At 64.2% G+C, this 24436-nt stretch carries 21 protein-coding genes and 2 pseudogenes; 7 read left to right on the forward strand and 16 right to left on the reverse strand.

Going from position 1 to position 24436, the window contains the following annotated elements:
* From HMPREF1023_RS04775 to HMPREF1023_RS04790, 4 genes and pseudogenes are all read right to left on the reverse strand, one after another.
* Positions 1–500, reverse strand: a pseudogene (locus HMPREF1023_RS04775) (N-acetyl-gamma-glutamyl-phosphate reductase); the annotation flags it as partial.
* Positions 501–771: 271 nt separating this feature from the next.
* Entirely contained in the window at positions 772–1095 is a 324-nt protein-coding gene (locus tag HMPREF1023_RS04780) for a type II toxin-antitoxin system RelE/ParE family toxin (protein WP_009305046.1), read from the reverse strand.
* A complete protein-coding gene (locus tag HMPREF1023_RS04785; RefSeq protein WP_009305047.1) occupies positions 1070–1345 on the reverse strand; it encodes a type II toxin-antitoxin system prevent-host-death family antitoxin in 276 nt (91 codons plus the stop codon). The genes HMPREF1023_RS04780 and HMPREF1023_RS04785 overlap by 26 nt, the downstream gene beginning before the upstream one ends.
* Positions 1346–1528: 183 nt before the next feature.
* Positions 1529–3379, reverse strand: a complete 1851-nt coding sequence (locus HMPREF1023_RS04790; RefSeq protein WP_009305048.1) for a nucleoside-diphosphate sugar epimerase/dehydratase — start codon at positions 3377–3379, stop codon at positions 1529–1531.
* Between the two features lie 137 nt (positions 3380–3516).
* On the opposite strand from HMPREF1023_RS04790, the gene HMPREF1023_RS04795 reads away from it, so the two are divergent.
* The 3 genes from HMPREF1023_RS04795 (at position 3517) to HMPREF1023_RS04805 (ending at position 5865) form a co-directional block, all read left to right on the forward strand.
* A complete protein-coding gene (locus tag HMPREF1023_RS04795; RefSeq protein WP_009305049.1) occupies positions 3517–4800 on the forward strand; it encodes a glutamate-cysteine ligase family protein in 1284 nt (427 codons plus the stop codon).
* On the forward strand, positions 4797–5231 hold the full coding sequence (locus HMPREF1023_RS04800) for a peptidylprolyl isomerase (protein WP_009305050.1): 435 nt from the start codon (positions 4797–4799) through the stop codon (positions 5229–5231). The genes HMPREF1023_RS04795 and HMPREF1023_RS04800 overlap by 4 nt, the downstream gene beginning before the upstream one ends.
* A 205-nt stretch (positions 5232–5436) precedes the next feature.
* Positions 5437–5865: a peptidylprolyl isomerase gene (locus HMPREF1023_RS04805; RefSeq protein WP_009305051.1), complete on the forward strand. Its 429-nt coding sequence runs from the start codon at positions 5437–5439 to the stop codon at positions 5863–5865.
* 109 nt (positions 5866–5974) lie between these two features.
* Here the strand turns inward: HMPREF1023_RS04805 and HMPREF1023_RS04810 are convergent, their stop codons facing one another.
* From HMPREF1023_RS04810 to HMPREF1023_RS04820, 3 genes are all read right to left on the reverse strand, one after another.
* Entirely contained in the window at positions 5975–6784 is an 810-nt protein-coding gene (locus HMPREF1023_RS04810) for a hypothetical protein (RefSeq protein WP_009305052.1), read from the reverse strand.
* Positions 6771–7016 carry a hypothetical protein gene (locus tag HMPREF1023_RS04815; protein WP_015761113.1) on the reverse strand — a complete coding sequence of 82 codons (246 nt, stop codon included), beginning with the start codon at positions 7014–7016 and terminating at the stop codon, positions 6771–6773. Before HMPREF1023_RS04815 ends, HMPREF1023_RS04810 begins: the two co-directional genes overlap by 14 nt.
* 192 nt (positions 7017–7208) lie before the next feature.
* Complete coding sequence (locus HMPREF1023_RS04820; protein WP_009305054.1) at positions 7209–8759, reverse strand: helix-turn-helix transcriptional regulator; 1551 nt, start codon at positions 8757–8759, stop codon at positions 7209–7211.
* A gap of 295 nt (positions 8760–9054) precedes the next feature.
* Between HMPREF1023_RS04820 and HMPREF1023_RS04825 the strand changes: the two genes are divergently transcribed.
* Complete coding sequence (locus tag HMPREF1023_RS04825; RefSeq protein ID WP_009305055.1) at positions 9055–10710, forward strand: FAD-dependent oxidoreductase; 1656 nt, start codon at positions 9055–9057, stop codon at positions 10708–10710.
* Positions 10711–10829: 119 nt separating this feature from the next.
* Positions 10830–12434, forward strand: coding sequence for an SIR2 family protein (locus tag HMPREF1023_RS04830; RefSeq protein ID WP_009305056.1), 1605 nt, complete (start codon positions 10830–10832; stop codon positions 12432–12434).
* Between the two features lie 183 nt (positions 12435–12617).
* On the opposite strand, the gene HMPREF1023_RS04835 is transcribed toward HMPREF1023_RS04830, so the two are convergent.
* The 8 genes from HMPREF1023_RS04835 to HMPREF1023_RS04870 all read right to left on the reverse strand — a co-directional run bounded on the left by HMPREF1023_RS04835 (position 12618) and on the right by HMPREF1023_RS04870 (position 21999).
* Positions 12618–13502 (reverse strand): methionyl aminopeptidase, encoded by an 885-nt coding sequence (locus tag HMPREF1023_RS04835; protein WP_009305057.1) that lies wholly within the window; start codon positions 13500–13502, stop codon positions 12618–12620.
* A gap of 245 nt (positions 13503–13747) precedes the next feature.
* Complete coding sequence (locus HMPREF1023_RS04840; protein ID WP_009305058.1) at positions 13748–14473, reverse strand: TVP38/TMEM64 family protein; 726 nt, start codon at positions 14471–14473, stop codon at positions 13748–13750.
* Positions 14474–14772: 299 nt separating this feature from the next.
* A complete protein-coding gene (locus HMPREF1023_RS04845; protein ID WP_009305059.1) occupies positions 14773–15123 on the reverse strand; it encodes a DUF86 domain-containing protein in 351 nt (116 codons plus the stop codon).
* Complete coding sequence (locus tag HMPREF1023_RS04850) at positions 15110–15412, reverse strand: nucleotidyltransferase family protein (protein WP_009305060.1); 303 nt, start codon at positions 15410–15412, stop codon at positions 15110–15112. The genes HMPREF1023_RS04845 and HMPREF1023_RS04850 overlap by 14 nt, the downstream gene beginning before the upstream one ends.
* A gap of 146 nt (positions 15413–15558) precedes the next feature.
* Positions 15559–17997, reverse strand: a complete 2439-nt coding sequence (gene pheT / locus HMPREF1023_RS04855; protein WP_009305061.1) for a phenylalanine--tRNA ligase subunit beta — start codon at positions 17995–17997, stop codon at positions 15559–15561.
* Between the two features lie 189 nt (positions 17998–18186).
* A complete protein-coding gene (gene pheS, locus HMPREF1023_RS04860) occupies positions 18187–19239 on the reverse strand; it encodes a phenylalanine--tRNA ligase subunit alpha (RefSeq protein ID WP_345784125.1) in 1053 nt (350 codons plus the stop codon).
* Between the two features lie 442 nt (positions 19240–19681).
* Positions 19682–20857: a hypothetical protein gene (locus HMPREF1023_RS04865; protein ID WP_035578394.1), complete on the reverse strand. Its 1176-nt coding sequence runs from the start codon at positions 20855–20857 to the stop codon at positions 19682–19684.
* Positions 20854–21999, reverse strand: a complete 1146-nt coding sequence (locus tag HMPREF1023_RS04870) for a serine hydrolase (protein WP_232228684.1) — start codon at positions 21997–21999, stop codon at positions 20854–20856. The genes HMPREF1023_RS04865 and HMPREF1023_RS04870 overlap by 4 nt, the downstream gene beginning before the upstream one ends.
* 674 nt (positions 22000–22673) lie before the next feature.
* Here HMPREF1023_RS04870 and HMPREF1023_RS04875 point away from each other — a divergent pair.
* Complete coding sequence (locus HMPREF1023_RS04875) at positions 22674–23315, forward strand: GNAT family N-acetyltransferase (protein WP_009305065.1); 642 nt, start codon at positions 22674–22676, stop codon at positions 23313–23315.
* A 10-nt stretch (positions 23316–23325) separates the two neighbouring features.
* The gene (locus HMPREF1023_RS04880; protein ID WP_009305066.1) at positions 23326–24267 is read left to right on the forward strand and encodes a YafY family protein; all 942 of its coding nucleotides are present in this window, start codon (positions 23326–23328) and stop codon (positions 24265–24267) included.
* On the opposite strand, the pseudogene HMPREF1023_RS15905 reads toward HMPREF1023_RS04880, so the two are convergent.
* A pseudogene (locus tag HMPREF1023_RS15905) lies at positions 24225–24436 on the reverse strand (molecular chaperone TorD); the annotation flags it as partial. The gene HMPREF1023_RS04880 and the pseudogene HMPREF1023_RS15905 sit on opposite strands and share 43 nt — an antisense overlap.

Consider the following 24436-nt stretch of genomic DNA (forward strand, 5'->3'; position numbering starts at 1 on the left):
GCGAGCGACGTGGCCGTGGGATAGCAGCCCGCGCAGGCCACGAGCACGCCCTCGCCCGCCGCATGGGCGGCCGCGACGCGCGCGAGATCGTCGGGGAATAGCTCGGGCAGGCCGAAGGCGGCGCGTTGCAGCAGGTCGGTCGCCGTGTGAGGCGTGGCGTACCAGCGCTCGTAGACGGCGGGGTCCTTCAGCCGGAAGTCGGCCGACAGGTCGACCACCGTCACGCCGCGCGCGACGAGTTGCGGCGCCATCTTGAGCGCCGCGGTGTGCGGCACGGCCAGGAACACGAGGTCGCACGCGTCGAGCGCTGGGTCGTCGTGCGTGGCGAAGGCGAGATCGGTGGCACCGGTGAAGCCGGGGTATTCCGCGGCCACGGGCGTGCCCGCCAACTCGTTGGACGTGACCACGCGCAGATCGAGGTCGGGATGACGCAACGCGAGCCTGGTCAACTCGATGCCGGCGAAGCCGGCCGCTCCAACGATGCCTGTCGTGATCGCCATGTCGATCCCCTTCGTACCCGTCGTCCGATGCGCGGACGCGACGCTCAAGCCGTTGCGTCGCCTGTAATTTGTGCGCATGCACAAAATTGAGGCGTTTCGAATGCTGTTGTCCATCCTATGAAAGAACGGCGCGTTTGACAAGATTCGGGCGCAAATTGACGGCTCCCCCATACACATTATCGGCCGAAAAACACGGATTTATGCGCAAAACCGTGTTTTTCGGCCGATAATGCGGCGGACGAGCTCGAGGCGCGGAAACGGCAACCGTGCCTCACGGAAGCATTTTCGTCAAATCGCGCGCGCCGTACAGGAACCGGCGTACCTCCATCACGTCGTCGAGCACGACGTAGAACACCATGTAGTTCCCCACCTCGAACCAGTAGTACGGAAGAGGTCTGGGCTTCGCCGTCTTGTACGTCGTCGCAAGCGTGGGATTTCGGGAATGAGCCAAGATGCCCGCTTCGGTTGCGTCGATCAAGCGCTCGGCAGCTTCCGGAGCCTTGAGCACATCGGCAATATAGGAGACGGCCTCGTTGAGGTCGTCCCAGAAAAGAGGTAGGTACTCAAGTCTATAGCGCCGCGGCTTCTCGTCCATTGCGAAGCCCTTCCCGAATGGAACCGAACACTTCTTCATGCGTGTAGCGCAGAGACGTCGTCGCAGCTTGCCGATCGGCCGCATCGAGAGCGAACTCGACACCGCCGTTGATATGCTCGAATTGCTCTACGCTCATGACCACCATCGAGCCGTACCCGTTCTTCGTCAGGAAAACGGGACCGCCCTCGATGACATCCCGCTCGACGTCCGCGTAGCGGTTTCTAAGATCCGATATCGGCCTGATGTTCATAGGCACCTCCTTCATGATAAAATTTTATCGTAATTATATCATGATCGCGTCTTGGCGCGAACCAACCGCTTATGCATTGTCGCCCGAAAAACACGCTTGGAGGCCGTTTTCCGTGTTTTTCGGGCGACAATGCAGCGGGCACGCGACGCGTCCATGTCCGAACGCGCCTCGAGGCGCGCCTCTTCAGGATACCTTGTTGGGGGTGTGGCGATAGGTGCAGACGGTTTTCTCCAGCACGTGGACGGCTTCCTCGTCGGTGAGGGTGAGTGCGGCTTCCAGCTCGTCCAGTTTCTCAGCCACTTCGGTGTAGCTGATCTCCTGGCCGGTGGAGATGAGGATGGAGTGGTTGTCGGTGGGCAGCGTGCTCTCTTCGTCCATGAGCAGCTCCTCGTACATCTTCTCGCCCTCGCGCAGGCCCGTGAACACGATTTTGACGTCCACGTCGGGCGTGAGGCCCTGCAGCTGGATGAGGCCCTTCGCCAAGTCGACGATCTTCACCGGCTCGCCCATGTCGAGAATGAAGATCTCGCCGCCCTTCGCCATGCCGCCTGCTTGGATGACCAGGCGCGACGCCTCGGGGATGGTCATGAAGAAGCGCTCGATGTCGGGATGGGTGACGGTGAGGGGGCCTCCCGCGGCGATCTGGCGCTGGAACACGGGGATGACGCTGCCGTTCGAGCCCAGCACGTTGCCGAAGCGCACGGCGGAGAAAATGGTCTTCGACGTGCGCGCGTAGTACTGCATGACCATCTCGCCCATGCGCTTCGTGGCGCCCATGACGCTGGTGGGGTTCACGGCCTTGTCGGTGGAGATGAAGATGAAGCGCGCGGCGCCGTAGGCGTCGGCGGCGCGCACGGCGTTGAGCGTGCCGAACACGTTGTTGTGCAGCGCCTCGCGCGGGCATTGCTCCATGAGGGGCACGTGCTTGTGGGCGGCCGCGTGGAACACGGCGCCGGGGCGGTACTTCGCGAACACCTCGTTCAGGCGCGCCTCGTCGCAGACGTTGCCGATCTCGATGACGAGGTCGATGTCGTCGTATTCGGCCAAAAGCTCGTTGCGCAGCATGTAGGCGTCGTTCTCGTACATGTCGAAGATGACGATGCGGGCGGGCGCCACCTTGCACAGCTGGCGGCACAGCTCGCTGCCGATGGAGCCGCCGCCGCCCGTGACCAGCACGGTCTCGCCGGCGATGTAGCCCGACACCGCGCGCGTGTTGAGGATGATCTCCTCGCGGCCCAGAAGGTCGGCCACGTCCACGTCGCGCAGGCGCACGTCGCCGATCTCGTCGAGCGACAGCTCGCGCACGTTCGGCAGGGTGCGCAGCTTGCAGTCGGTCTTCGTGCATTCGCCGTAGATGCGCTTGCGCTCCTCGGGCGTGGAGGACGGGATGGCCACGACGATCTGGTCGATGTTGTGCTTGTCCACGAGGTCGACGATGTCGTCCGTGGAACCGGCCACCCTTACGCCGTGGATGCGCGAGCCGCGCTTGGTGGGGTCGTCGTCGGTGGCCACGATGGGGATGCCCGGCATGAGCGGGTCCTTCGAGGCCATGCGCCCGATGGCCAGCGAGCCCGTCTCCCCCGCGCCCACCACCAGCGTGCGCGGCCGGTCGCACGCGCGCTGCGTGGAGACGAGCGCGCGCCTTTTCTGGCGCATGACGCGGAAGATCAGGCGGATACCGCCCATGAAGAATATGAGCATGAAACACGAGACGAAGAACACGCGGATGGGCAGCCGCACGTCGATGATCCAGAGGAACACGGCGCCCACCAGGGTTGACAGCACCACGGCCAGCACGATCTGGATGGCTTCGTCGACGCTGGCGTATTCCCAGAGGTTGTTGTACAGATGGAACAGCCCCAGCACGGCAACGTTGATGAGTGCGAGGATGCCCAGCATGAAGTAGATCTCGTTGTTGACGAACACTTCGCCCTCGACGTCGGTGAGCAGCGATGCGAGCCAGTACGCGGCGTACGTCGCGACGATATCCAGCAGCAGCAGGATCGCTGTGCGTTTTGTGATATGAGCGTCCAAACCGGGCCTCGTCTTCGAGTAGGGCAGCGAAACAATATGGATTTGCCGACATGTCGACATGCTCGGCGACCAAAGCGGTATTGTATACAAAGTAACGCACGATTGCATAGGACACGCGAAGTTCAGGAGCTTGCTACATGAATAAAACAGCCGCAACCGGGCAGGAGCAGCCCGCACGCGAAAGCAACATCAACGCCATCGTCAGCTACTTCGAAAGCGGCATCAAAGCCTTCGGCGGCCCGGGCGAGCTGGGCATCGAGCTAGAGCAGATCATCGTGCACGACGACCTGAGCCCCGTCTCGTACAGCGGCGAGCACGGCGTGGCGTGGGTGCTGCGCCAGCTCGCGGCCGACTACCCGCGCACCACCACCGACGAGCACGGCGACCTCTTGGGCGTCGCCCGCCCAAGCGAGGCGGTCACCATCGAGCCCGCGGCGCAGATCGAGCTGTCCGCCGGCCCCTTCGCCGATCTCGCGACCGCGCGAGACACGTTCGAAGGGTTCGCGCAGCGCCTTTCCGACGTGCTGGAGCCCGCGGGAGAGAAGGCGCTGGCGATCGGCTACCATCCCTCCGCCACGGCGCGCTCGCTGGAGCTCATCCCGAAGCGCCGTTACCAGTTCATGGACCTCTATCTGGGCGAACGCGACATCTACGGCCCCTGCATGATGCGCGGCAGCGCCTCGACGCAGGTGTCCATCGACTACACCAGCACGGCCGACTGCCTGCGCAAGCTGCGGCTGGCGTTCGCGCTGGTGCCGATGCTCTCGCTTATGTGCGACAACGCACCCGTGTTCGAAGGCAAGCCGCGCGAGCATCAGCTGGTGCGCACGGACATCTGGCAGCATGTGGACAACGATCGATGCGGCCTCGTGCCCGACGTGCTGGATCCCTCGTTCGACCTGCGCCGTTACGCTGAGTACATCCTGGACACCGTGGCCATCCTCATCCCCTGCCAGCAGCAGCGGTGGTGCTACTCCGACCGCACGTTCGGCGATATCTACGCCGCGCGCACGATGACGCGCGCCGAGGTGGAGCACGCGGTGTCCATGTTCTTCACCGACGTGCGCCTCAAGACCTACATCGAGATCCGCCCCGCCGACGCCATGCCCATCCCCTACGTCATCGCCTACGCGGCGCTGATCAAGGGGCTGTTCTACGCGCCGACGAGCCTCGACGCGATGGACGGGCTGTTCGCCGACGTGCGGCGCGACGACTACCTGGCGGCGCAGGACGCGCTCATGGAGCGCGGCTACGAAGCCGAGGTATACGGACGACCCGTCGCCGAGCTGTGCGACCGCATCGTGAAGATCGCGCGCGACGGCCTTGCCGACGAGGAGCAGGGCTTCCTGGAGCCGCTCGCCGACCTCGTCGCGCGCCGCGTGACGCTGGCCGACCTCGCGGAACGGAGCGAACGGGCGTGAGCAACGAGGATCGCATGGTGAAGGTGGCCTACCGCGGCTACTTCGACGACGGCGCCACCTTCATCGATCAGACGAGGCAGCCCATCGAGTTCCCCTGCGCAGACGGGTGGATGCCGCCCGCGTTCGTCGACGCGGTGCGCGACATGGCCGTGGGCGAAACGAAGCGCGTCCGCGTAGGAGCCGACGAGGCGTACGAGAAGCGCACCGAAGAGCGCGTCATCGAAGTGGAGCGCGCGAAGATCCCCGCCAATATCAAGCTCGCCGTGGGCGATGTGATGAGCCTCGAACGGCCGGACGGGCAGACGTATCCGGCACGACTCGTGGAGCTGGACGAGGAGCGCGCCGTGTTCGACCTCAACCACGACGCCATCGCCAAGGCGCTGAACTTCGAGATCACGCTGCTCGACGTGCGCGATCTCCCGAAACGGTAGCACCGCGGGAGACTGGAGCTGGGGCGAGTTGTCATCCTGAGCGCAGCGGCGAAGGGAGCAGGGGCCTCGCAACCTCCTTCCAGGAAGGCAGGAGGCTCGGTTACGGACTTGTGGCGACTTGGAGCAAGTTTCGCGCCGCGAACGGGAAAGCTCGAACGGCTCGGGTAGACTGATGGGCATTGCATTCTCTCGAAAGGAGCTCTTGATGAGCAACGAAGGCAAGAAGGTCAAGGTCCACTACACGGGCACCCTCGACGACGGCTCGAAGTTCGACTCCTCCGTCGATCGCGGCGAGCCCATCGAGTTCACCTGCATGGCCGGCCAGATGATCCCCGGGTTCGACTCCGCCGTGAAGGACATGGCGCAGGGCGACACGAAGAACGTGCACATCCCCGCCGCCGAGGCGTACGGCGAGCGCGACGAGGCCATGGTGCAGCAAGTTCCGGTCGATCAGATCCCGAACGGCGACCAGCTTCCCGTGGGCCAGACCGTGTACATGATGGGTCCGGGCGGCCAGCCCTTCCCCGTGTTCGTGCGCTCCATAGAAGACGGCATCGCCACCTTCGACATGAACCACGAGCTGGCGGGCAAGGACCTCAACTTCGAGATCACGCTTGTCGAGGTTGCCGACTAGCACGTCGACGGCATCAGCTTCGTTCGGGAACAGGCGCCTGCGGGCGCCTGTTCCCGTTCTCGCCCCGTTATCCTCCTCTCCGACGATCGCTTCAACGAGCCCCTGCCGCTCAGGCCTTGCCCAGACGGCGCGCCACGTCGAGCAGCAGCAGCCAAAGGGCTTTGCGGCTGTCGTCGTTGAGCTGCGCGACTCGCACGATCATGCTATCGCGGTAGTCGAGCTCGAAGCGGTCGGGTTCCACGAGCCCGAACCCCTCCGCCTGCCGGCGCCGCTCGTCGGACACGGTGCGCGGAGGCTCCGAGGGACGCTCGCCGGGCACGTCCTTCCCCACCAGACGGCGCGCCTTCTCCTCTGCACGGCGCGCGCAGACGCGCTCGTACTCGAACCCGAAGTACGTCATCTCCCAGAACGCTGCCGCCAGCACGAGGTAGCGCTCGCGGCAGCACCGAGAACCGCCCAGCCACACGCGGCTCGCAAGCGTCCGCTCCCACGGATCGAGCGTGTAGGGACGCGGCTGCGGCCCCTCGGCTTCTCCGGGCGGCGCGGCGTCGGAGCGCTGGACGGCCCTGCGCGCGAGCGGCACGTCGTCGAGCGAAAGCAGCGCCGCTGACACGTGGCGCTCGATCAAGCCGCTGCGCGCGTGCAGCACGAACGACTCATGCGGCAGCAGCAGGCTGCCCCGCGCGCCCTTCTTGTCGAGCGGCAGACCCCGCATCGTGGCCAACGTGGCTGCCAGCCGCTTCTCGGCCGCCCGCTTGCGCTTCGCCGGAAGCGCATCCCAATCGCCGGCCAGAACCGCATGCTCTTCGACGATAGCGCGGACGAGCAGCCGCTCGTCGCAGCAGCGCAGCAGGGCCTGCAGCGAAGGAACCTGCTTGATGGAAAGCGCCTCGCGTTCCCAGGCGCTACCATCCGACATGACCGACCTCTTCCAGAAGCGCGAATGCTTCGGCGCACGGCATGACCGCGGCGCATCGCAACGGGCGCGCGAGCATGCTTTCCGCTTCAACCTCCTCGTCGAACAGGGGAAACTCGGCCGGAACCTCCTCTCCCGGCCAATCAGACGCGAGGATGCGGCACAAAGGCAGCGCCTCGACGAGCACGAGCGTTTCAGGGTAGGAGCACGACGTTTGATTTCCGAATGCAGGCATAGTACGACACCTCGTTTACCGTGTTCCAGGTCGTGGGAGGATGCTCGATCCTGCAAGCGTGGTACGGATCGCGTGGAACACCGCGGTCATCAATGGGCTGCCCGTCCTTCGGGAGGCGTCGGGTTCAGCGCTTGCACTGGTTCTTTCGTTCGAGAACAGTATAGCATATGATACGAACATTTGTTTGTTAAATTATTCAAATAATCCCAGCAGATCGGACAGCTCGTCGCGCGAATGGATGTCGAGCTTGCGGTAGATATGGCGGATGTGCGTTTTGGCCGTGCCGTTCGCAATGAACAGCTCGCGCTCGATGGATCCCACGGTCTTGCGCTGCGCCAGCAACAGCAGCACCTCTTCCTCGCGCGGCGACAGGCCGTACGAACGCGCCAGCTCCTGGCATCGGTTCGCCAGCTCTTGCTTCTTGACGATGGCCCGGTCGCCCGCCGCGCCATCCTCGCCCAGAAACGACACGCCCCAGCGGCTGGACAGCTCCTTTTCCGAGAAGAGGATCATCGTGGCTGCCACCACGAGGATGACCACGAGCCCGCTGACAACGGCATCCGATCCGGCCAGTCCGAACGACGGCGCGCCCAACAGCTGCTCGGTCTGGCGTCCGAACAGGGTAAACAACGCACGCACGCCGCGCTCGATGCCGAACAGCCACACGGCCGACATCCCGTAGCGATAGCACAGGTTCGCCATGATGAGCATGATGAGGATGGAGAACGCGGTGTAGGACGCACTCGTGCAGAAATCGGACGCGGCCTGCCCCAGGACGCCCACGTTCGGCAAGATGAGGAAAGCCGCCACCATGAGCGGCAGCGCGATGCGGTAGATCACGCCGAAGTCGAATTTGCCGCCGCGCGCTATGACGCCGACGAACACGATAGCGGCCACCGCCAGCGTGCCGAACGCCGAATGCGGGCCGAACGTCGACTGGTACATCGACGATTCCTTCAGCCCGTACGCGAACGCGTAGATGGCCATGAGCAACACGATCTTCCAAGGGAACGAGAACTTCGACGGCTTGGCGCGCGGAAGCTCGCCGGAGGGCAACGAGCGGAACCCCGCCGCGCAGGCGGCAAGCGACACGACGGGCAGCACGAGCACGACGGCGCCGAGCCACGGTAACAGCAAGCCCCTGCACAAATAAATGAGGAGCGCCGCCACGATCATGGACGCCGAATAGTACAGCGCGACGCGAAACGGATTGAGACAGCCGTACAGTTCCGACCACAGCAGAATGACGAGCGCGATGCCAAACCCGCCCAGCAGCACCGCCGGCACGGCAAGCGCATCCGCCGACCTCGGTATCCAGATGGACGCGAACATGCACAGCGTGGACACCGTAAGCGCAACGCCGGACACGGCGTACAACGAGCGCTTTCCGAACAGCGGGCCGATACGCTTGGCAAGGGCGGCGCACAAAAACATCGTGGCTATCATCACGAGATCGAACGCGTCGTGGCCCGCGACAGCAGCTGCGGGGAACTCGACGAACGAGCCCACGAACACGATCTCGATCCACGCACGGTACACGCCCAGCCCGAGGAAGAACAGCGGGATGGACGGCAGCCACGGCAGCAATGGACCCGGCGCCCGTGCGCCCGCAACGGTGCCGTCCTCACACGCGGGCGCGTCGGCCTCCCGCACGCCGACCGCTTCGTCGTCCGCGAAGCGAAGCTCCGCGCTCTCTCGGGGTCGATCGAACTCCCCGGATCCCTTCGTTTCGCCGTTTTCCATAGCATCGAACCGACGCGCTGCCCTCGTCGGCACCCCCTCCCCAGTGTTTCGATGGTTCACCATTCTAGCGAAACTATCGCCCTATGCCCAGGGAGCTCCGCACCTCGACCAGAGCCTCGATCCCTCATTATGCCTGCTCAACGATGGGATGATAGGTAAGGATGATGAAAATAATCCCCGGTTCCCGACACGTGGACGAACGACAGGCGCGCGCCACGAGGCTATGGTGCGTCTCGAGGGGTTCGCCTGAAACGGATCGGGCGAACGCGAAGGACCGACACGCTAGGAGGGCATCATGCACGAGCACGTCAACGGAATCAGCAGGCGCGATCTGTTCAAATTCGGAGGCATCGCGGCAGCGGGCGTCGTGGGCGCCGGGGCGCTGGCGTCATGCGCGCCGCAAGGGGCGGGCGCCGCAGGCTCGGCCAGCGCAGCGAGCACGACCGACGAGGCCACCACGGCGGCAGGGCACTTGCGCACCGGCATGCCCAGCTTCCTGACCGCACCCGAGGCCATCGCCGACGTCAAGGAGACAAAGGACTACGACGTGGTGGTCATCGGCGCCGGCGCGTCAGGCGTGCCGGCCGCGCTGTCGGCCTTCGAGGCGGGCGCGAAGGTGGCGCTGCTTCAGAAGGAATCGCAGGCCATCGCGCAGGGCAACTCGGGCAGCGGCATCGACCTGGCCACGAGCGACCCGGCCGACATCGCCAACCTCGTATCGCAGCTGATCGCCGACAGCCAGCACCGTCCGAATCGCGAACTGGTAGAGCTGTGGGCGCAGAACTCCGGCGAGGCTGTGAAGTGGGTCATCGAGAAATCGCTCGAAGGCGGCGCCCAGGTGATCGACCAGGGCAACCTGCAGCATATGCCCCTCATCAACAAGAAGGGGTACAACATCAATTTCGTCACCTCGTTCTTCGGCCCCAAGCCCTACAACACCGGCGACGGCATGCGCGCGCTGGCCTCCACGGCCGAGAAGGAAGGCGTCGAGATCTTCTACTCCACCCCCGCCGAGCAGCTGGTCACGGGCGACGGTGGCAAGGTGACCGGCGTCATCGCGAAGGGCAAGGACGGCTACATGCAGTTCAACGCCTCGAAGGGCGTGATCGTGGCGTGCGGCGACTACCAGAACGACGAGGAGATGCTGCACTACTACCAACCCGACATGACGAACTTCGAGCCCAAGCAGACGAACAAGACCGGCGACGGCCACAAGATGGTAGTGTGGGCCGGCGGCAAGATCGAGGACCTGGCGCACACGAAGATGCTGCACGACTTCGACGCAGGCCCGGCCTCCATGTGCGACATGCCGTTTCTGGCCGTGAAGATGGACGGCACGCGCTTCGTCAACGAGACGGTGGAGATGTCGCTCATGAACTGCTACCTGCGCTCGAAGGAGGATTCGGGGCACTACTGCCAGGTGTTCGACAGCAACTACATGGAAGCGGCGGCCGAGTGGCCCGGCAAGCTGGTGGACCCCGAGGGCCTCAAGGTGTACATGCCCGAAGAGGACGTTGAGCGCGAGGGCGTGTTCGAGGGGCAGATCAACACGTTCAAGGCCGACACCCTGGAGGAGCTGGCCGACAAGCTGGAGATCACCGACAAGGCCGCGTTCGTCGATAGCGTGAAGCGCTACAACGAGCTGGTTGCCGCTGGCAAGGACGAGGACTTCGGCAAGCCCGCGAACTACCTGGTTCCCGTGGACACCCCGCCCTTCTACGGCATCCACCGTCACGTGCGCATGAGCGCCATCTGCTCGGGCGTGGACGTGAACGCGAAGCATGAATGCCTCACGCCCGAAGGCGAGGTCATCGAGAACCTGTACGCCATCGGCAACTGTTCGGGCCACTTCTACGGCGGCATCGACTACCCGCTGACCGTGTTCGGCCTGTCGCTGGGCCGCTGCTACACCGAAGGATACGTCATCGGCCGCATGGTGGCCGAGAAGTAGCAGGTCACGCGGGAGAGCCGACCCCCTCCCCGGCTCTCCTGCGAACGGCTTCGATGGTCGCGCCTATATCAAAGCCTTCGTGATACCATAAGCTAAAGCTCAGCAGAGGAAGGGGCCTTATGGAAGAACAGACCAAGTATGACGAGATTAGAGTGAAGCTGGGGTCTCGCCTACGCAAAACCGGTCGCCACCCCTTTCTGTTCGTAGGCTCAGGCATTCCTATGAGGTATGCAGAGCTCCCCAATTGGGAATCCCTCTTACGAGGGATATGCGCGAGAATATCCGACAATCCATTCGCACTCGAGAGATACGACAACGAGGTGTCCGGCACAGGGAAATTTGAACGATACCCGGCAATCGCTACACTGATGGAGAAAGACTTCAATCGCACTGCTCTCGCCGATCCATCGTTCGAAGGGTTCAGGAATGAGCATTTCGACCAGCTGAAGGCCGGGACTTCCGCTTTCAAGCTTTTCATCGCCCGCTATCTCGACACATACGAACCGACTCTTTTGCACGAAGAACTCTCTGTCCTTCGTGCAGCATCGAATAAGATCTCAGGAGTGATCACCACCAACTACGACCGCTTCATCGAAGGATTGTTCCCCGGCTTCAAAACCTACGCAGGCCAAAGCGAGCTGCTCCTCTCAGATATATACGAAGTGGGGGAGATATACAAAATCCACGGGTCGGTTGACAATCCCGACAGCATCGTCATCACCTCATCGGACTACGATTCGTTCAACACGAGAAAAGCCTACCTGGTCGCCAAAATTCTTACTGTTTTCGTCGAATACCCCATTGTGTTCATGGGCTACTCCATGAACGACAAAAACATTCTCAACATCCTAGAATCACTCGCCGAATGCCTTGGGCCTGAAGGGCTTGGCAAACTGCGCGACCGAATGATTTTCGTGCAGCACGGCAGCGACGTCGGTATCACATATACCCGTCAATCGTTCGGATCCGAAGCTTCCATCGAAATGACAACGATCACTTCCGACGATTTCACCCCTATTTACCAAGCAATCGCGAAATCGGAAACGCTTTATCCGCCTAGGCTTATGAGGACGCTGAAAAAGAAGATATTTCAAATGGATCTGTCAACACATGGCACCGTAACCACTCGAGGCTTCGACGGAATCTCATCTTTGCCCGAAGATGCCAAGATAATCATCGGAATCGGAGCGGATACCACATCCAAAGGGAGCCCCGTCAAGGCTAACGACATCTATCTGGATGCCGTGTTCGACAATATGAACCTCAATCCGAGGCTGGTGGTCGAGCAATATCTGCCCGATTTGCTCAAGCACAATACCGGTGGTTTGCCAATTTTCAAATACTTGGAGGTGTACGAAGGGGAGCTTTACGACAAAGTTTCCGAATTCGCGAAAAACCATACCGCCATCGATTCGTATTTAAACAGTGCCTATCGCAGCCAAAAGAAAAGCTTCCGTAAACAACTCGATGTAAAAACAGTCAGTGCGATAATCGAAATGGAACGCACAAGCGAGAACAAGCCCGACAGCCTCTACAGAAAGCTCTGCTTTCTCGAAATCGAAGAATACGATATCGACAGCTTGGAGACGCTGCTCAAGACGGACATAGGGAACAACCCTCGCATTTTCAACGATTGTCCGGAAATAAAGAGGCTGATCAGGATTTACGATTTCCTTAAACACGGAAGCGCCCCGGACACCGTCACCACTAGTGCGAACACCTAGATCGAGTGTCGGGACGCTTTCCCCGAAGCCACCTTCACCACTAGTGCGAACACCTAGATCCGGTGGTCCTTTTACAGCAGTTAGTATACCATGGTGTCCCGGGCGCCTTCAAAAAACACAAGTCTTTTTACCTGAACGAAACGTTGCATGCGCCTCGAGGAACGACAACCGAGCTGTTGTCCTCTACCAGGAAAGCAGCTCGTGGCCGTCTTCCGTGATGGCGACCTGCACTTCCCACTGAGCGGTGTCGCTGCCGTCGGCAGTGCGCACGGTCCAGCCGTTCGGGTCGCTCATGTCGATGGGCGCCTCGCCGGCGTTCACCATGGGCTCGATGGTGAACACGAGCCCCGGCACCAGCACCATGCCCGTCCCCGGTTCCGACACGTGGCTGACGAACGGGTCCTCGTGGAAGTCGAACCCGATGCCGTGGCCGCCGAACTCGCGCACCACCGAGAAGCCCTGCGCCTTCGCGTACGCGTTCACCGCCGCGCCCACGTCGCCGAGCAGCCCCCACGGCTCGATGGCGGCAAGGCCCGCTTCCATGGCCTTCTTCGTCTCGTCCACGAGGCGCGCTCGCTCGGGCGACACCTCGCCGATGCGGAACATGCGCGACGAGTCCGAGTAGTAGCCGTCGAGGATGGTGGAGCAGTCCACGTTCACGATGTCGCCTTCGCGCAGCACGTCGTCCTCGGACGGGATGCCGTGGCACACCACGTCGTTGATGGAGGTGCACACGCTTTTCGGGTAGCCCTCGTAGTTCAAGTCGGCCGGGATGCCGCCGTGCTCCACCGTGTAGTCGTGCACCCAGCGGTCCACCTCCTCGGTGGTCGTGCCCGGTCCGATGCGCTCGGCCACGTAGTCCAGCACCCCGATGTTGATGGTCGCGCTGCGCTTGATGCCCTCTATGTCGGCAGCGCTTTTCAGCGAGGCGCGGTCGGGCAGTTCGAAGCCCTGCTCGTACATGCTCTGCAGGCGCTCGTCGAAAGCGAGGTGGCACTTCTTGTACTTCTTGCCGCTGCCGCACCAGCATTCGTCGTTGCGGCCCGGGTTGGTTCGTCCGTCGTACATACGCGTATCCTTTCGTTTTGCCGGCTATTGTACCGCTTGTTAGACATCGCGAACATCGGAAAGAGAAGGAAGATCGGGAGATCGCATCCCACTCTGCCCGTCCCGCCCGCTCCGTTCGCCAGCAAATCCCGCGCCATACCCCTGGAGGACATTCGTAATTATGACCAAAACACCTATGGACAAAATGGGGAGTTTTCTCTAGATTCTGAAGACCGTCGCACCGCCCCGCTAAGCGCATCGTCCGCCTACTTCGCCGCTCCTCCCGCACCCCCGTCGCGCTGGCGCTTGAAGCGATGGTATGCGAGCGCGCCGATCACCACGGCCGCGGCGGTGACGCTGAACACGATGGCGGTCGCCCGCCAATCGCCTGCGGCGGCGAACGACGATCCCAGCGTGATGGCCAGCACCGACGGCAACCGACCGGCCGTGGTGACGACTGCAAGATGCACGGGATGCATGCCGGCGAACGCGGCGAGGTAGGCCATGAGATCCTTCGGCAGGCCGGGGATGAAGAACGCCGCGAGAATAGCGAAGTCGAACCTCTGCGCCCCGCGCAAGCGGGCCAGCCACTCGCGACCCTTTCTCGTGAGGACGAGCTCGAGCACGCGATCGCCGCCGAAGCGCACTACCGCGATGATAGCGAAGCAACCGACCACGCTGGCGGCAAGGTACACGAACGCGCCCTCCCAGAACCCGAACGCGTAGCCCGCGGCAAGCTCCAGCGGCTCGCTGGGAACGATCACCGTCACCTCTTGCAGAACGACCAGCAGGCCGAACACCACGGGCGCAAGCGGCCCCAAGCGCTCCACCTGCTGCTGCACGCGATGTCCGTCGGTCAGGAAAGCCAGCGCGTCGCGGCCGAACAGCAGCGCCAACACCCCGACGATGCCGGCGAACGCAAGCAGCGCCGCCGCCACAGCCATGCGCCGCTTGCGCAACTCCCTATCCTGCGTGCCCACCGATTTCGCCATGCCGCCCCTTTCGCCGTCCGCATAATTGTCGTACGGCGGCGCCGCACGCAGGTGTGCGTCCGTTGACGAACCGGTAACGGGATTGCGCTATACTGGGGAAACGGAACCGACGAGGAAAGGACGCCCCCATGCGCCAATCCAACCGAACGTCCCTTCTGACGACTAGCCTCGCCTTCGCGTTCGCGCTCGGTATAGCATCGTTTTCCGGATGCAGCGGGAGCGATCTCCCCGTCGAGCCTGAAACGCACGAACCCTGATCGAAGCGCTTGCAATCATGGGGATGTAAGGCAGATACCGCGCTAGTCTTCGAGCAACCGCAGGCACAATTCCCGCAGGGCGGGAATGCTTGTTATAGCTGTTTCCCAAACAATCGCAGGCTTCAATTTTGCATAACCATGGGCGATTCGATTGCGCATGCCATATGCCTGAACCCACATATCCGAAGGATAGAGTTCCTGCAAAGCATCGAGGTATCCGCCTCCGCCGATCAGTTCCCCGATCTGAAATATCGGCATCAGCAAAAGATCGAGATGGTCGTCGTTCAGGCACACGCTTTCTCTGGACATCGAGTAGCGCGCGATTCGGTCGGATACGATATCGCAAAGCGGCACCATCAGTTCGATGCATTCGATCGCTTCAGGATTTCTCATAGATGAGCTTTCTGTCTCGCTCGTAGCGCTCGCGCGCACGCGGGTAAAACGAATCGTCCCCGCACACCACGTCGACCGGCACCCCCAACGCCTCTTCAAGATGGCTGCCGAAGCCTCCAAGGGAAAAGAGCGTGAACCCGTCGTCAGGCTCAATGCACAGATCCACATCAGATGCCGCATCCGCATCGCCGCGCGCGTGCGAACCGAACAGGTACGCTTTCACAACTCCGTAACCAGGAGCAATAGAGCGCACAGCCGAAGCGATGGTATGTTGGTCGAGCACTTTCATGGCATTAGTATACCACCGCCATCGACATGCCGACCACCCGCCGGCCCCCTGCGTCCCCGTCGTTGCTGGACGGGACGCAGGGACAGCACGGGCGAGCCTGCGCTCGGGATGGCAACCCGAGCGCCAGCCGCGCCTGGAGGGCGGACCTACCCGCGGACTTCGGCGCCGGTGGCGCTGGACACCTTCTTGACCAGGCGCTCGTGAGCCTTGTCGACCTCCTCGCTGGTGAGCGTGCGGTCGGCGGCGCGGTACGTGAGCGCGTAGGCCATGGACTTCTTGCCCGCGCCCACGCGCGCCTCGTCGCGGTACACGTCGAACAGGCGCACGTCCTCCAAGAGCTTGCCGCCCGCCGAGGTCATGCACTGCACGAGGCGCTCGTGGGTGACGCCCTCGTCCACGACGAACGCCACGTCCATGGACACGGCCGGGAACGTGGGCACGTCCACGTAGTCGCGTGCGGGGCGCGCCGACTTCGCCAGGGCGTCCACGTCAAGCTCGAACGCCACGACAGGCGCCGTCGCGTCGAAGGCGTCCACGGCCAGCGGGTGCAGCTCGCCCACCCAGCCAAGCTCGGTGCCGCCCGACAGCACCGCGGCCGCGCGGCCGGGCTGCAGGTGCGGAGCCTCGTCGGCCGAGAGCGCCTTGAAGCGCAGCTTCGGCAGCGCCAGCTCGCGCGCGAGGTTCTCGATCGCGCCCTTGCCGTCGAAGAAGTCGAACGCGGCCGGAGCGCTGTTCCAGCCGGCGTCGCCCATGGCGCCCGCCATGACGCCGGCCAGACGGCGGCGCTCCTTCGGCTGCTTCTTGCCTTGCGTCGCGAAGAACACCGCGCCCATCTCGTAGAGCTGCACGTTCTTCACGCCGCGGCTTTGGTTGTAGGCGACGTTGCGCATGAGGCCGGGGACGATGCTCTGGCGCATGACGGACTGGTCGGCGTTCAGCGGGTTGATGAGCTCCACCGGCTGCCCCAGCCCCTCGTGGCTCATGCGCAGGCGGTCGAGGTCGCCCGGCTCGGCGAACGAATAGGTCATCGTCTCGTTGAGGCCGCTCGCGCACATGGTGCGATGGATGATGTCGGACACGTGCTCCAGCTGCGAGCGCGTGCCGTAGCGGCCGCGGCCGCCCGGCAGCGTGGCCGGGATGCGGTCCATGCCCCAGAGGCGCACCACTTCCTCGTACAGGTCGATCTCGCGCTCCAGGTCGGGGCGGAACGTCGGCGCCGTCACGGACAGCACGTCGGCGTCGTCGGCATCGGACACCTCGCAGCCCAGGCGGCTGAGGATGTCGACGACCTCCTCGCGCGGGATCTCGGCGCCCATCATCGCGCAGAAGCGCGGCACGCGGAACTTCAGGTCGACGGGCTCGGTCTTCTCCAGCCACACGTCCACCATGCCGGGGCACACCGAGCCGCCCGACACCTCGGCGATGAGCGCGGCGGCCATGTCGGCGTTGAGGGCCACCGGGTTGTCGTCCACCCCGCGCTCGTAGCGCATGGACGACTCGCTGATCAGGCCCAGGTTGCGGCTCGTGCGGCTGGTGTGCGCGCGGTCGAACGCGGCGGCCTCCAGCAGCACCGTGGTGGTAGCCTCGGTGACCTCGGTCTCGAGGCCGCCCATGACGCCGGCCAGCGCCACGGCGCGCTCGGGCGTGGCGATGACGGTCATGTCGGGCACGAGCTGGCGGTCCTCGCCGTCGAGCGTGGTGAACCGCTCGCCCTCGGCCGCCGGGCGCACCACGATGTGCGCCTTGCCGTCCGCGCCTGCCAGCTTGTCGAAGTCGAACGCGTGCAGCGGCTGGCCCAGCAGGAACAGGATGTAGTTCGTCACGTCCACGATGTTGTTGATGGAGCGGGCGCCCGCGGCGGCCACGCGCTCGGCCAGCCAGTCGGGGCTCGGGCCCACCTGCACGTCCTTGATGACGCGCGCCGTGTAGCGGCAGCAGCGGGACGCGTCGGCGATCTCCACGCTCACCTGGTCGGACGCAGGGGTCGCGTCGGCGTCCTCCACGAGGTCGATCTGCGGGCGCTTCACGTCGGTGCGGTACATCGCGCCCACCTCGCGCGCCATGCCCGCCATGCTGAGGCAGTCGGGGCGGTTCGGCGTGACCTCGAGGTCGAGTACCGTGTCGGACAGCTTGAGGTAGTCGGCGATGGGCATGCCCACCGGCGCGTCCTCGGGCAGGATCCAGATGCCCTCGTGGTTGCTGCCCATGCCCAGCTCGCGCTGCGAGCAGCACATGCCGCAGCTAGTGACGCCGCGCAGCTTGGACTTCTTGATCTTGAAGTCGCCGGGCAGCACCGCGCCGATGGTGGCCACCGGCACCTTGATCCCCTGCGCGATGTTCGGCGCGCCGCACACGATCTGAACCGGCTCGCCCGCACCTACGTCCACGGTGACCACGTGCATGTGGTCGCTGTCGGGATGCTGCTCGCACGTCTCCACGTAACCCACGACCACGCCGTCGAACGCGTCGCCCGTCTTCTCGACCGCCTCCACGCCCGTGCCCGTCAAATCCAGCCGGTCGCAAAACGCCTTCGTATCCGAAGGCACGTCCACATACTCAGACAACCATTTCAAAGATACTTTCATCAGCTCTTCCTCTTTCCACCAAGCCCCCGTCTGACTGAATACCGCAACTCGGATCCGAGCCAGTCAGCAGGCGCATCGCAACAACGTCAACAGTGCGAAGGGACGCTTGGCGAGGTCCACCAAGCGAGTTCCGCAGCGCAGCGAGGACTGTCTGAGCGACTGGGCCTCGCCAAGCGTCCCGCCAGAAACCTAGAATTGCCTTAGGAAGCGCATGTCGCCTTCGACCAGCATGCGCAGGTCGGGCACGTTGTACTTCAGGCAGGCGATGCGCTCCACCCCCATGCCGAACGCGAAGCCCGAATACTTCTCCGGGTCGATGCCCGACATGGACAGCACGTTCGGGTCCACCATGCCGCAGCCGAGGATCTCCAGCCAGCCGGTGCCCTTGCAGAAGCGGCAGCCTTCGCCGTGGCAGATGCCGCAGCTCACGTCCACTTCGGCCGACGGCTCCGTGAACGGGAAGTAGTGGGCGCGGAACCGCGTCTTGCGCTCCTCGCCGAACATCTGCTTGCACAGGTAGTCGAGCGTGCCCTTGAGGTCGCCGAACGTGATGCCCTCGTCCACCACGAGGCCCTCGATCTGCGTGAACTGGGGCAGGTGGGACGGGTCGGCCACGTCGCGGCGGTACACCTTGCCGGGCGCGATCACGTAGATGGGCAGCTCGTTGTCCTCCATCGCGTGCACCTGCACGCCGGAGGTCTGGGTGCGCAGCAGCACGTCGGACTCGCCGCGCACGGCCGCCTGCGCGCCGGAAAGGTCGCGCACGTAGAACGTGTCGGCCAGGCTGCGGCTGGGGTGGTCGGCCGGGGCGTTCAACGCCTCGAAGTTGTAGTAGTCGGTCTCCACCTCGGGGCCCGTGGCCACCGTGTAGCCCAGGCCCAGGAAGATCTCGGAGATCTCGTCGGTGATGCGGTTGATGAGGTGGCGCGTGCCCACCTGCTGCGAGCGGCCCGGCAGCGTCACGTCCACGGCGGCCGCGTCGATGGCGGCGGCCAGCTCGGATGCGGCCAGCTCCTCCTTGCGCGCGGCCAGCGCGCCTTCGACGGCGGCGCGCACCTCGTTCGCCGTCTTGCCCACGGCGGCGCGCTCCTCCTTCGCGATCTGCCCCATCTGGCGCAGGTACCCGGTCAGCGTGCCCGCCTTGCCCAGCACGCCGATGCGCACCTGCTCGAGCGCCGCGGTGTCGGCCGCCTGCGCGATCTGCGCGATGGTCTGCTCGCGCAGCGCCTCCAGTTCCTCCACGATTGCCATTCTGCCGTCCCTTTCCGTCTCTCGCCCCGCGCCGCCCGCCCGGCGGCGCACATGAAAAAGAGCCTTCTCTCGTCCTTGCTCCTGAGGGCATGCGCCCAAAGTCCAAGGACGAGAGAAGGCTCTCGCGGTACCACCTCGGTTGACGGCCGCTGTGCGGGCCGCCCGCTCGTTCGCTCTGTGACGGGAGCCCCCGGCGCATCCTACTTAGCGTCTCGCGGGGCGGCGACCAGGGTCGCGCCTCTGCGTCCGCGTTCAAACGCGCTGCTCGGAAGGGAATCGTCGCGCTTGCTGCCCGGGAGCTTTCAGCCGGTGGCACCCGTCTCTGCCGGCAGCCGCGTTGCGCGGCGCTGTCTTCGTCATCGCATGTAACGATGCAGTTTAGCACATGAGCGCACGCCGTGCGGGAAATTTCACAAGGACGCGTCGCGGCGTTCTACAGGAAGCGGTAGTTGACCGTGCGCAGACCCCAGTCGAGGCACGACGAGAAGCCGAAGGCCTTCCATACGCCGGGCTGCAAGTCGAGGGATCGGCTGCCCCCGCCCATGCCGCCGCAATCGTTTACGGTGGCCAGCACGGTTTGCCCGTTGTAGGAGATCTCGACGGTGCGACCGAAATACGAGCGAAAGTTCGGCCACGACATCGGGATGGCCACGCCCATGGAGTTGTCGTCGCACACCGACCCGTTCGCCGTGGTGCCGGGGTTCGGCGTGTACGGATCGGTGGAACCGCCGTACGCGGACGCGATGCCGGTCGACCAGCTGATGCCGGGATCAGGAGCGGGACTCGGCGCCGGATCGGGATCGGGCGAGGGCTCGGGAGCCGGCGCCGGAGGGTTCGGATCGGGGTTCGGCTGGACCGGGGTGTTGGAATCGACCACGTCCTCGCGGCCGATGGTATCCGCATTCTCGTCGATGACCGGCCCGGTGGCGCCATCGGCAGCCGCCAGCTCCTCGGCCTTCTGCCTGAGCGCTTCCAAACGCGCGGCCTGGTCGCTTTGGGCGTTCGACAGCTTGGAGCTCGCCTGGGACAGCACGGTTTCGGCTTCCGCGCGCTTCGCTTCCAGCTCTTCGAGCTTCTTCTCCTGCTCGTCTTTCTGGAAGTTCAGGTCGTCGATGAGCTTCTCGTACTTCGCTGAGCGCTCTTTTTGCGCCTCCACCTCGTCGGCGTGGAACTGCATGATCGAATCGAGATAGGTGAGATTGCGTATGAGGTCGCTGAAGCTTCGCGCCTCCAGCACCATGGTCACGAGCGATTGCGACGCTCCCCCGTTGAGGTACTCGTGCACCGCCGTCTTCCCGAGAGCCGCGCGGCCTTCGATGACCGCCTGCTGGGCATCCATGGCCTGGGCCGATATCTCGTCGACGCGCGCTTGCAGCTCCTCGACGTCCTGCTTGAGGGCGTCGTAGTCGCCCGCGATGCTTTCCATATGCGACTCGGCGTCGTCGAGCGTGGCCTGCGCATCGTCGACGGCCTTTTGCGCCTCTTCCGCTTCGTCTGCCCAGGCACGCGAGAAGACCCCGCCGCCGAAAACGGTTCCGCCCGAACACAGAGCAAGCGCCAGAACTCCCGCGAGCATCGCGTTCGGTACGCTCCAGCGTGCGGATCTCATGCTACGCCTCCTTCGAACAGCAGGCGATCGTGCGCCGCCCCCAACGCGGACGCAAGATCGACGATCAGGTGCTCGTTGTCGGTGAAGTATTCGTCATCGTAATCAGCATCGGACATGATGGCGATTACGTAAACATCAGTATCGGTGACCACGAGGCCAGCATCGTTGAGCGCGCCCATGTCGTACCAGGGCGTATCGATCTCGTAGCCGGGCTTCGACAAAACACGACGGCCCTCGCCCAGTGCCGTGCGCAGGAACGACAGTTCAGTCTGCTGCAGCACGTCGGCGAGCCACGGCGCGTTGCCCTGGCCCTCGGCCACGTAGGCGCCGACGTTCAGCCACATCTTCGCCAAGTCGCGCGGCGTGTAATAGGGATACCATTCGCCCTGCCAAGCGGCGGCGTCCACGTCGGCCGCAGCGCACCAAGCCTGGAAATCGTTCTGATCGAAGCGTTCGCGCAACAGCCCGTAACCGGTGTTGTCGGAGTGCACGATGGTGTTGGCCATGACGGTTTGCAGGTCGTAGCGATCTATGTCGTCCGACGACATGATTCCGGTACCGTCGAGGATGACGTCTTCGACCACCTCTTCATCAAGAGAGGCTCGGCCGCCGTCCACCATATCCTGCGACGCGAAAGCCACGAACGGTGCCTTGACCGTGCTGGCAGAGAAGAACCATTGATCGGCGTTGTACCCCACACCCTCGTGCGTGGTCAGGTCGTACATGACAAAGCCCACCTCGTAACCCGCATCGTGGTATGCCGCGATGGCGCCTTCCACATCGGAGATCTCGTCGGAGGACAGGGTGCGCGCGATGCCGGTCACCGAATTGAACAGGTTCACGTCTTCGGTGCCCGATGCGGCGTCGAGCGCTGTGCGCGCATCTTCGGCGACGGCACGCGGGTCGACGGCTTCTTCGGATTCCGCTTGCGAAGGCGTGCTTTCTTCCGCCTGCGCGGTCGCCTCGGGAAGCACGGCGACCACCTCGTCGGCCACGGCGACGGGATCCTCGGGTCGCACGGCGTTCGCAGCCATCGTGCCCACGCCGATGGCCAGCACCGCGGCCGCGCCTACGAACACGCCCGCCACGAGGGCCGGCCGATGCTTCAACCGATGCTTGATCGTTTTGAGAACCTTTGCCACAACAGCCTTTCCGGCGACTCCGCCCCATCGCTTCGAGCTTTCCGGGTCTTTCCGTCTGTGCAGTATTCCCTAACGAACAGGAGTATACAAGTACGCAACGACCAAACAACATAGGAGCGCCACGGGGTCGCGCTAGTCGGAAGAGGCGCTCGAAAGGGCTATTCGCCCAAACGCATGTCAAGCTGCTTGCGTAGTACATAAGTACATATACAGCACAAGCCCGATCGAAAGCATGATGAACCCGACCTTGTAGATGCGATTCGTTTCGGCCTCGACGCGCTCGTCCTTCGGGCCGCGGTACGCCTCCCAATGTTGAAATATGCTGCAAAATCGAGTTTTTGGCAGTTGACCCCCCCCTTGCAACGATGGTTTCGTCACCGCGAGAAAAACGTGATCTGGGGTTTTGTCCGAACCTTTTTCGATGGAGAGCGCCCAGCGTGCCAAAACCTCGATTCTGCAGCATATAGATGAGCGGAATCGTGCCAGCGGGGCCAGCTGACGAACAGGGCGCAGCCATCCTTCTCCGAAGCACGCTCGACGCAGGTTCGATCGGAAGCCTCGAACGCGCCAAACGAGGGCGCGGACGCCGGTTGCATGCTCGTGGTAGTATGGGGACGCGGTTCTGCCCAGACCGTGCGCACCGCCTTCCCTTCCGGCACGAAAGGATCGAACCGATGGACTTCTCCCCTTGTGCGACCAGCGCGAACGTACGGATCGCGGCGCGCGGCGACGCGGAAGCCATGCGCGCGGTGTACGCGCCGTACGTCGAGACGCCCGTCACCTTCGACACCGTCGCGCCCTCGCGCGCCGAATTCGCCGCGCGCATGGCCGACGCGATGGTCGACTATCCGTGCCTCGTCCTCGAGCAGGACGGGCGCGTCATCGGGTTCGCGTACGCACACGCCCAAGCCAGCCGGGCGGCCTATCGATGGAACGCGGAGCTCTCGGTGTACCTCGAACAAGGCGCGACCGGGGGCGGCCGGGGGCGCACGCTGTACGACGCGCTGCTGAAACTGCTGCGCGCGCAGGGCGTGAAAAGCGCGTACGGCCTGGTAACCGTGCCGAACGAGGCAAGCGAGCGTCTGCACGCCGGCTGCGGGTTCCAGCGTTGCTGGGTGCAATCGCACGCCGGCTGGAAGGCGGGTTCGTGGCACGACGTGACCTGGTACGTGAAAGAGCTCGCCCCCTTCGACGACGACCCGGCGGATCCCGTTCCTTTCAGCGAACTGGCTCGCACGCGCCCCGACTTCGTGCAGCAGGTGCTTGACGAAGCGAACGCCGCGCTGGAAGCCAACGTCCCGACCGACTGCGCATAAGGACGAAGCCATGCAGCCTCAACGTCTGTTCGAAATCGTCTACCTGCTGATGGATCGCGGCACCGCCACCACGGGCGAGCTGGCGCGCAAGCTGGAGGTGTCCGAGCGCACCGTGCGCCGCGACATCGACGCGCTGTCGGCCGCGGGCGTGCCGGTGTACATGACGCGCGGCAAAGGCGGCGGCGTGCACCTCATGGACGGCTACGTGCTGGACCGCTCGGTGCTGAGCGAGCGAGAGCAGGACGACATCATGGCCGCGCTCTCCGCGCTCAACCGCACCGGGGCCAGCGACGATGCGAGCGACGAGACGGCCGTGCGCCTCGGCCGCCTATTCCAGCGCGAGAACGTGAACTGGCTGGACATGGATTTCTCATTCTGGGGCGCGCCGCCGAACTACCGCGCCGCGTTCGACACCATCCGCGACGCCGCCATCGGGCGGCACCCGCTGTCGTTCGCCTACTTCGACGCCGAGGGCAACCGCACCGAGCGCACCGTGGAACCCGCCCAGCTTATGTTCAAGGAATCGTCGTGGTACCTGCGCGCATGGTGCCGCGAGCGGGATGCATGGCGCATGTTCAAGCTGTTCCGCATCGACTGGGAAACGTTGGATGTGCTGCCGGAAACGTTCGAAGCGCGCGAGCTGCCTGCACTTGATGAAGGCGGGCACATGAAAGGCGACGACGTGCTGGTGATGCGCTTCGCCGCGCAGGCCGAGTCGCGCGTCCGCGAGGAGTTCGCGCCCGAGACGATCGTGCGCGAGGCCGACGGCAGCTGGCTCGTGACCCTTACCTGCGACATCACCGAACGCACGCGCTACTATCTGCTGTCGTTCGGCCCTCTGCTGGAAGTGCTCGAGCCGCCCGACGTCCGCGCCTGGCTGTTCAAGCACGCCGAAGCCATGGCGCGCGCTTACGCTTCCGACGGCCAGTCGGCCAGCAGCGCCCCCAGGTAGGCCGCCGCCGCGCGGTAGAAGGGATGGCGCGCCTCGGCGGCCAGGCGCTCGGCGAAGGCTGGCATCCAGGCTTGGGCGTGCCCGGAGAGGAACCGCCCGTAGGCGGCGGCCGGGCTCCCTCCGGGGAGGCCGGCGCCGTCCGGGGCGCCCTCGGAAGCCGGGGCGCCGG

The organism is Eggerthella sp. 1_3_56FAA (genome assembly GCF_000185625.1).
Classification (GTDB): Bacteria; Actinomycetota; Coriobacteriia; order Coriobacteriales; family Eggerthellaceae; genus Eggerthella; species Eggerthella lenta.

Bases quoted from the DNA above. Each gene is read 5' to 3' on its own strand.
- HMPREF1023_RS04785 (WP_009305047.1), bottom strand. From the start codon at position 1,345: ATGAACATCAGGCCGATATCGGATCTTAGAAACCGCTACGCGGACGTC.
- HMPREF1023_RS04835 (WP_009305057.1), bottom strand. From the start codon at position 13,502: ATGTACGACGGACGAACCAACCCGGGCCGCAACGACGAATGCTGGTGC.
- HMPREF1023_RS04805 (WP_009305051.1), top strand. From the start codon at position 5,437: ATGAGCAACGAAGGCAAGAAGGTCAAGGTCCACTACACGGGCACCCTC.
- HMPREF1023_RS04830 (WP_009305056.1), top strand. From the start codon at position 10,830: ATGGAAGAACAGACCAAGTATGACGAGATTAGAGTGAAGCTGGGGTCT.
- HMPREF1023_RS04840 (WP_009305058.1), bottom strand. From the start codon at position 14,473: ATGGCGAAATCGGTGGGCACGCAGGATAGGGAGTTGCGCAAGCGGCGC.
- HMPREF1023_RS04795 (WP_009305049.1), top strand. From the start codon at position 3,517: ATGAATAAAACAGCCGCAACCGGGCAGGAGCAGCCCGCACGCGAAAGC.
- HMPREF1023_RS04880 (WP_009305066.1), top strand. From the start codon at position 23,326: ATGCAGCCTCAACGTCTGTTCGAAATCGTCTACCTGCTGATGGATCGC.
- HMPREF1023_RS04820 (WP_009305054.1), bottom strand. From the start codon at position 8,759: ATGGAAAACGGCGAAACGAAGGGATCCGGGGAGTTCGATCGACCCCGA.
- HMPREF1023_RS04780 (WP_009305046.1), bottom strand. From the start codon at position 1,095: ATGGACGAGAAGCCGCGGCGCTATAGACTTGAGTACCTACCTCTTTTC.
- HMPREF1023_RS04865 (WP_035578394.1), bottom strand. From the start codon at position 20,857: ATGAGATCCGCACGCTGGAGCGTACCGAACGCGATGCTCGCGGGAGTT.
- HMPREF1023_RS04815 (WP_015761113.1), bottom strand. From the start codon at position 7,016: ATGCCTGCATTCGGAAATCAAACGTCGTGCTCCTACCCTGAAACGCTC.
- HMPREF1023_RS04810 (WP_009305052.1), bottom strand. From the start codon at position 6,784: ATGTCGGATGGTAGCGCCTGGGAACGCGAGGCGCTTTCCATCAAGCAG.
- HMPREF1023_RS04850 (WP_009305060.1), bottom strand. From the start codon at position 15,412: ATGAAAGTGCTCGACCAACATACCATCGCTTCGGCTGTGCGCTCTATT.
- HMPREF1023_RS04875 (WP_009305065.1), top strand. From the start codon at position 22,674: ATGGACTTCTCCCCTTGTGCGACCAGCGCGAACGTACGGATCGCGGCG.
- pheT (WP_009305061.1), bottom strand. From the start codon at position 17,997: ATGAAAGTATCTTTGAAATGGTTGTCTGAGTATGTGGACGTGCCTTCG.
- HMPREF1023_RS04845 (WP_009305059.1), bottom strand. From the start codon at position 15,123: ATGAGAAATCCTGAAGCGATCGAATGCATCGAACTGATGGTGCCGCTT.
- HMPREF1023_RS04825 (WP_009305055.1), top strand. From the start codon at position 9,055: ATGCACGAGCACGTCAACGGAATCAGCAGGCGCGATCTGTTCAAATTC.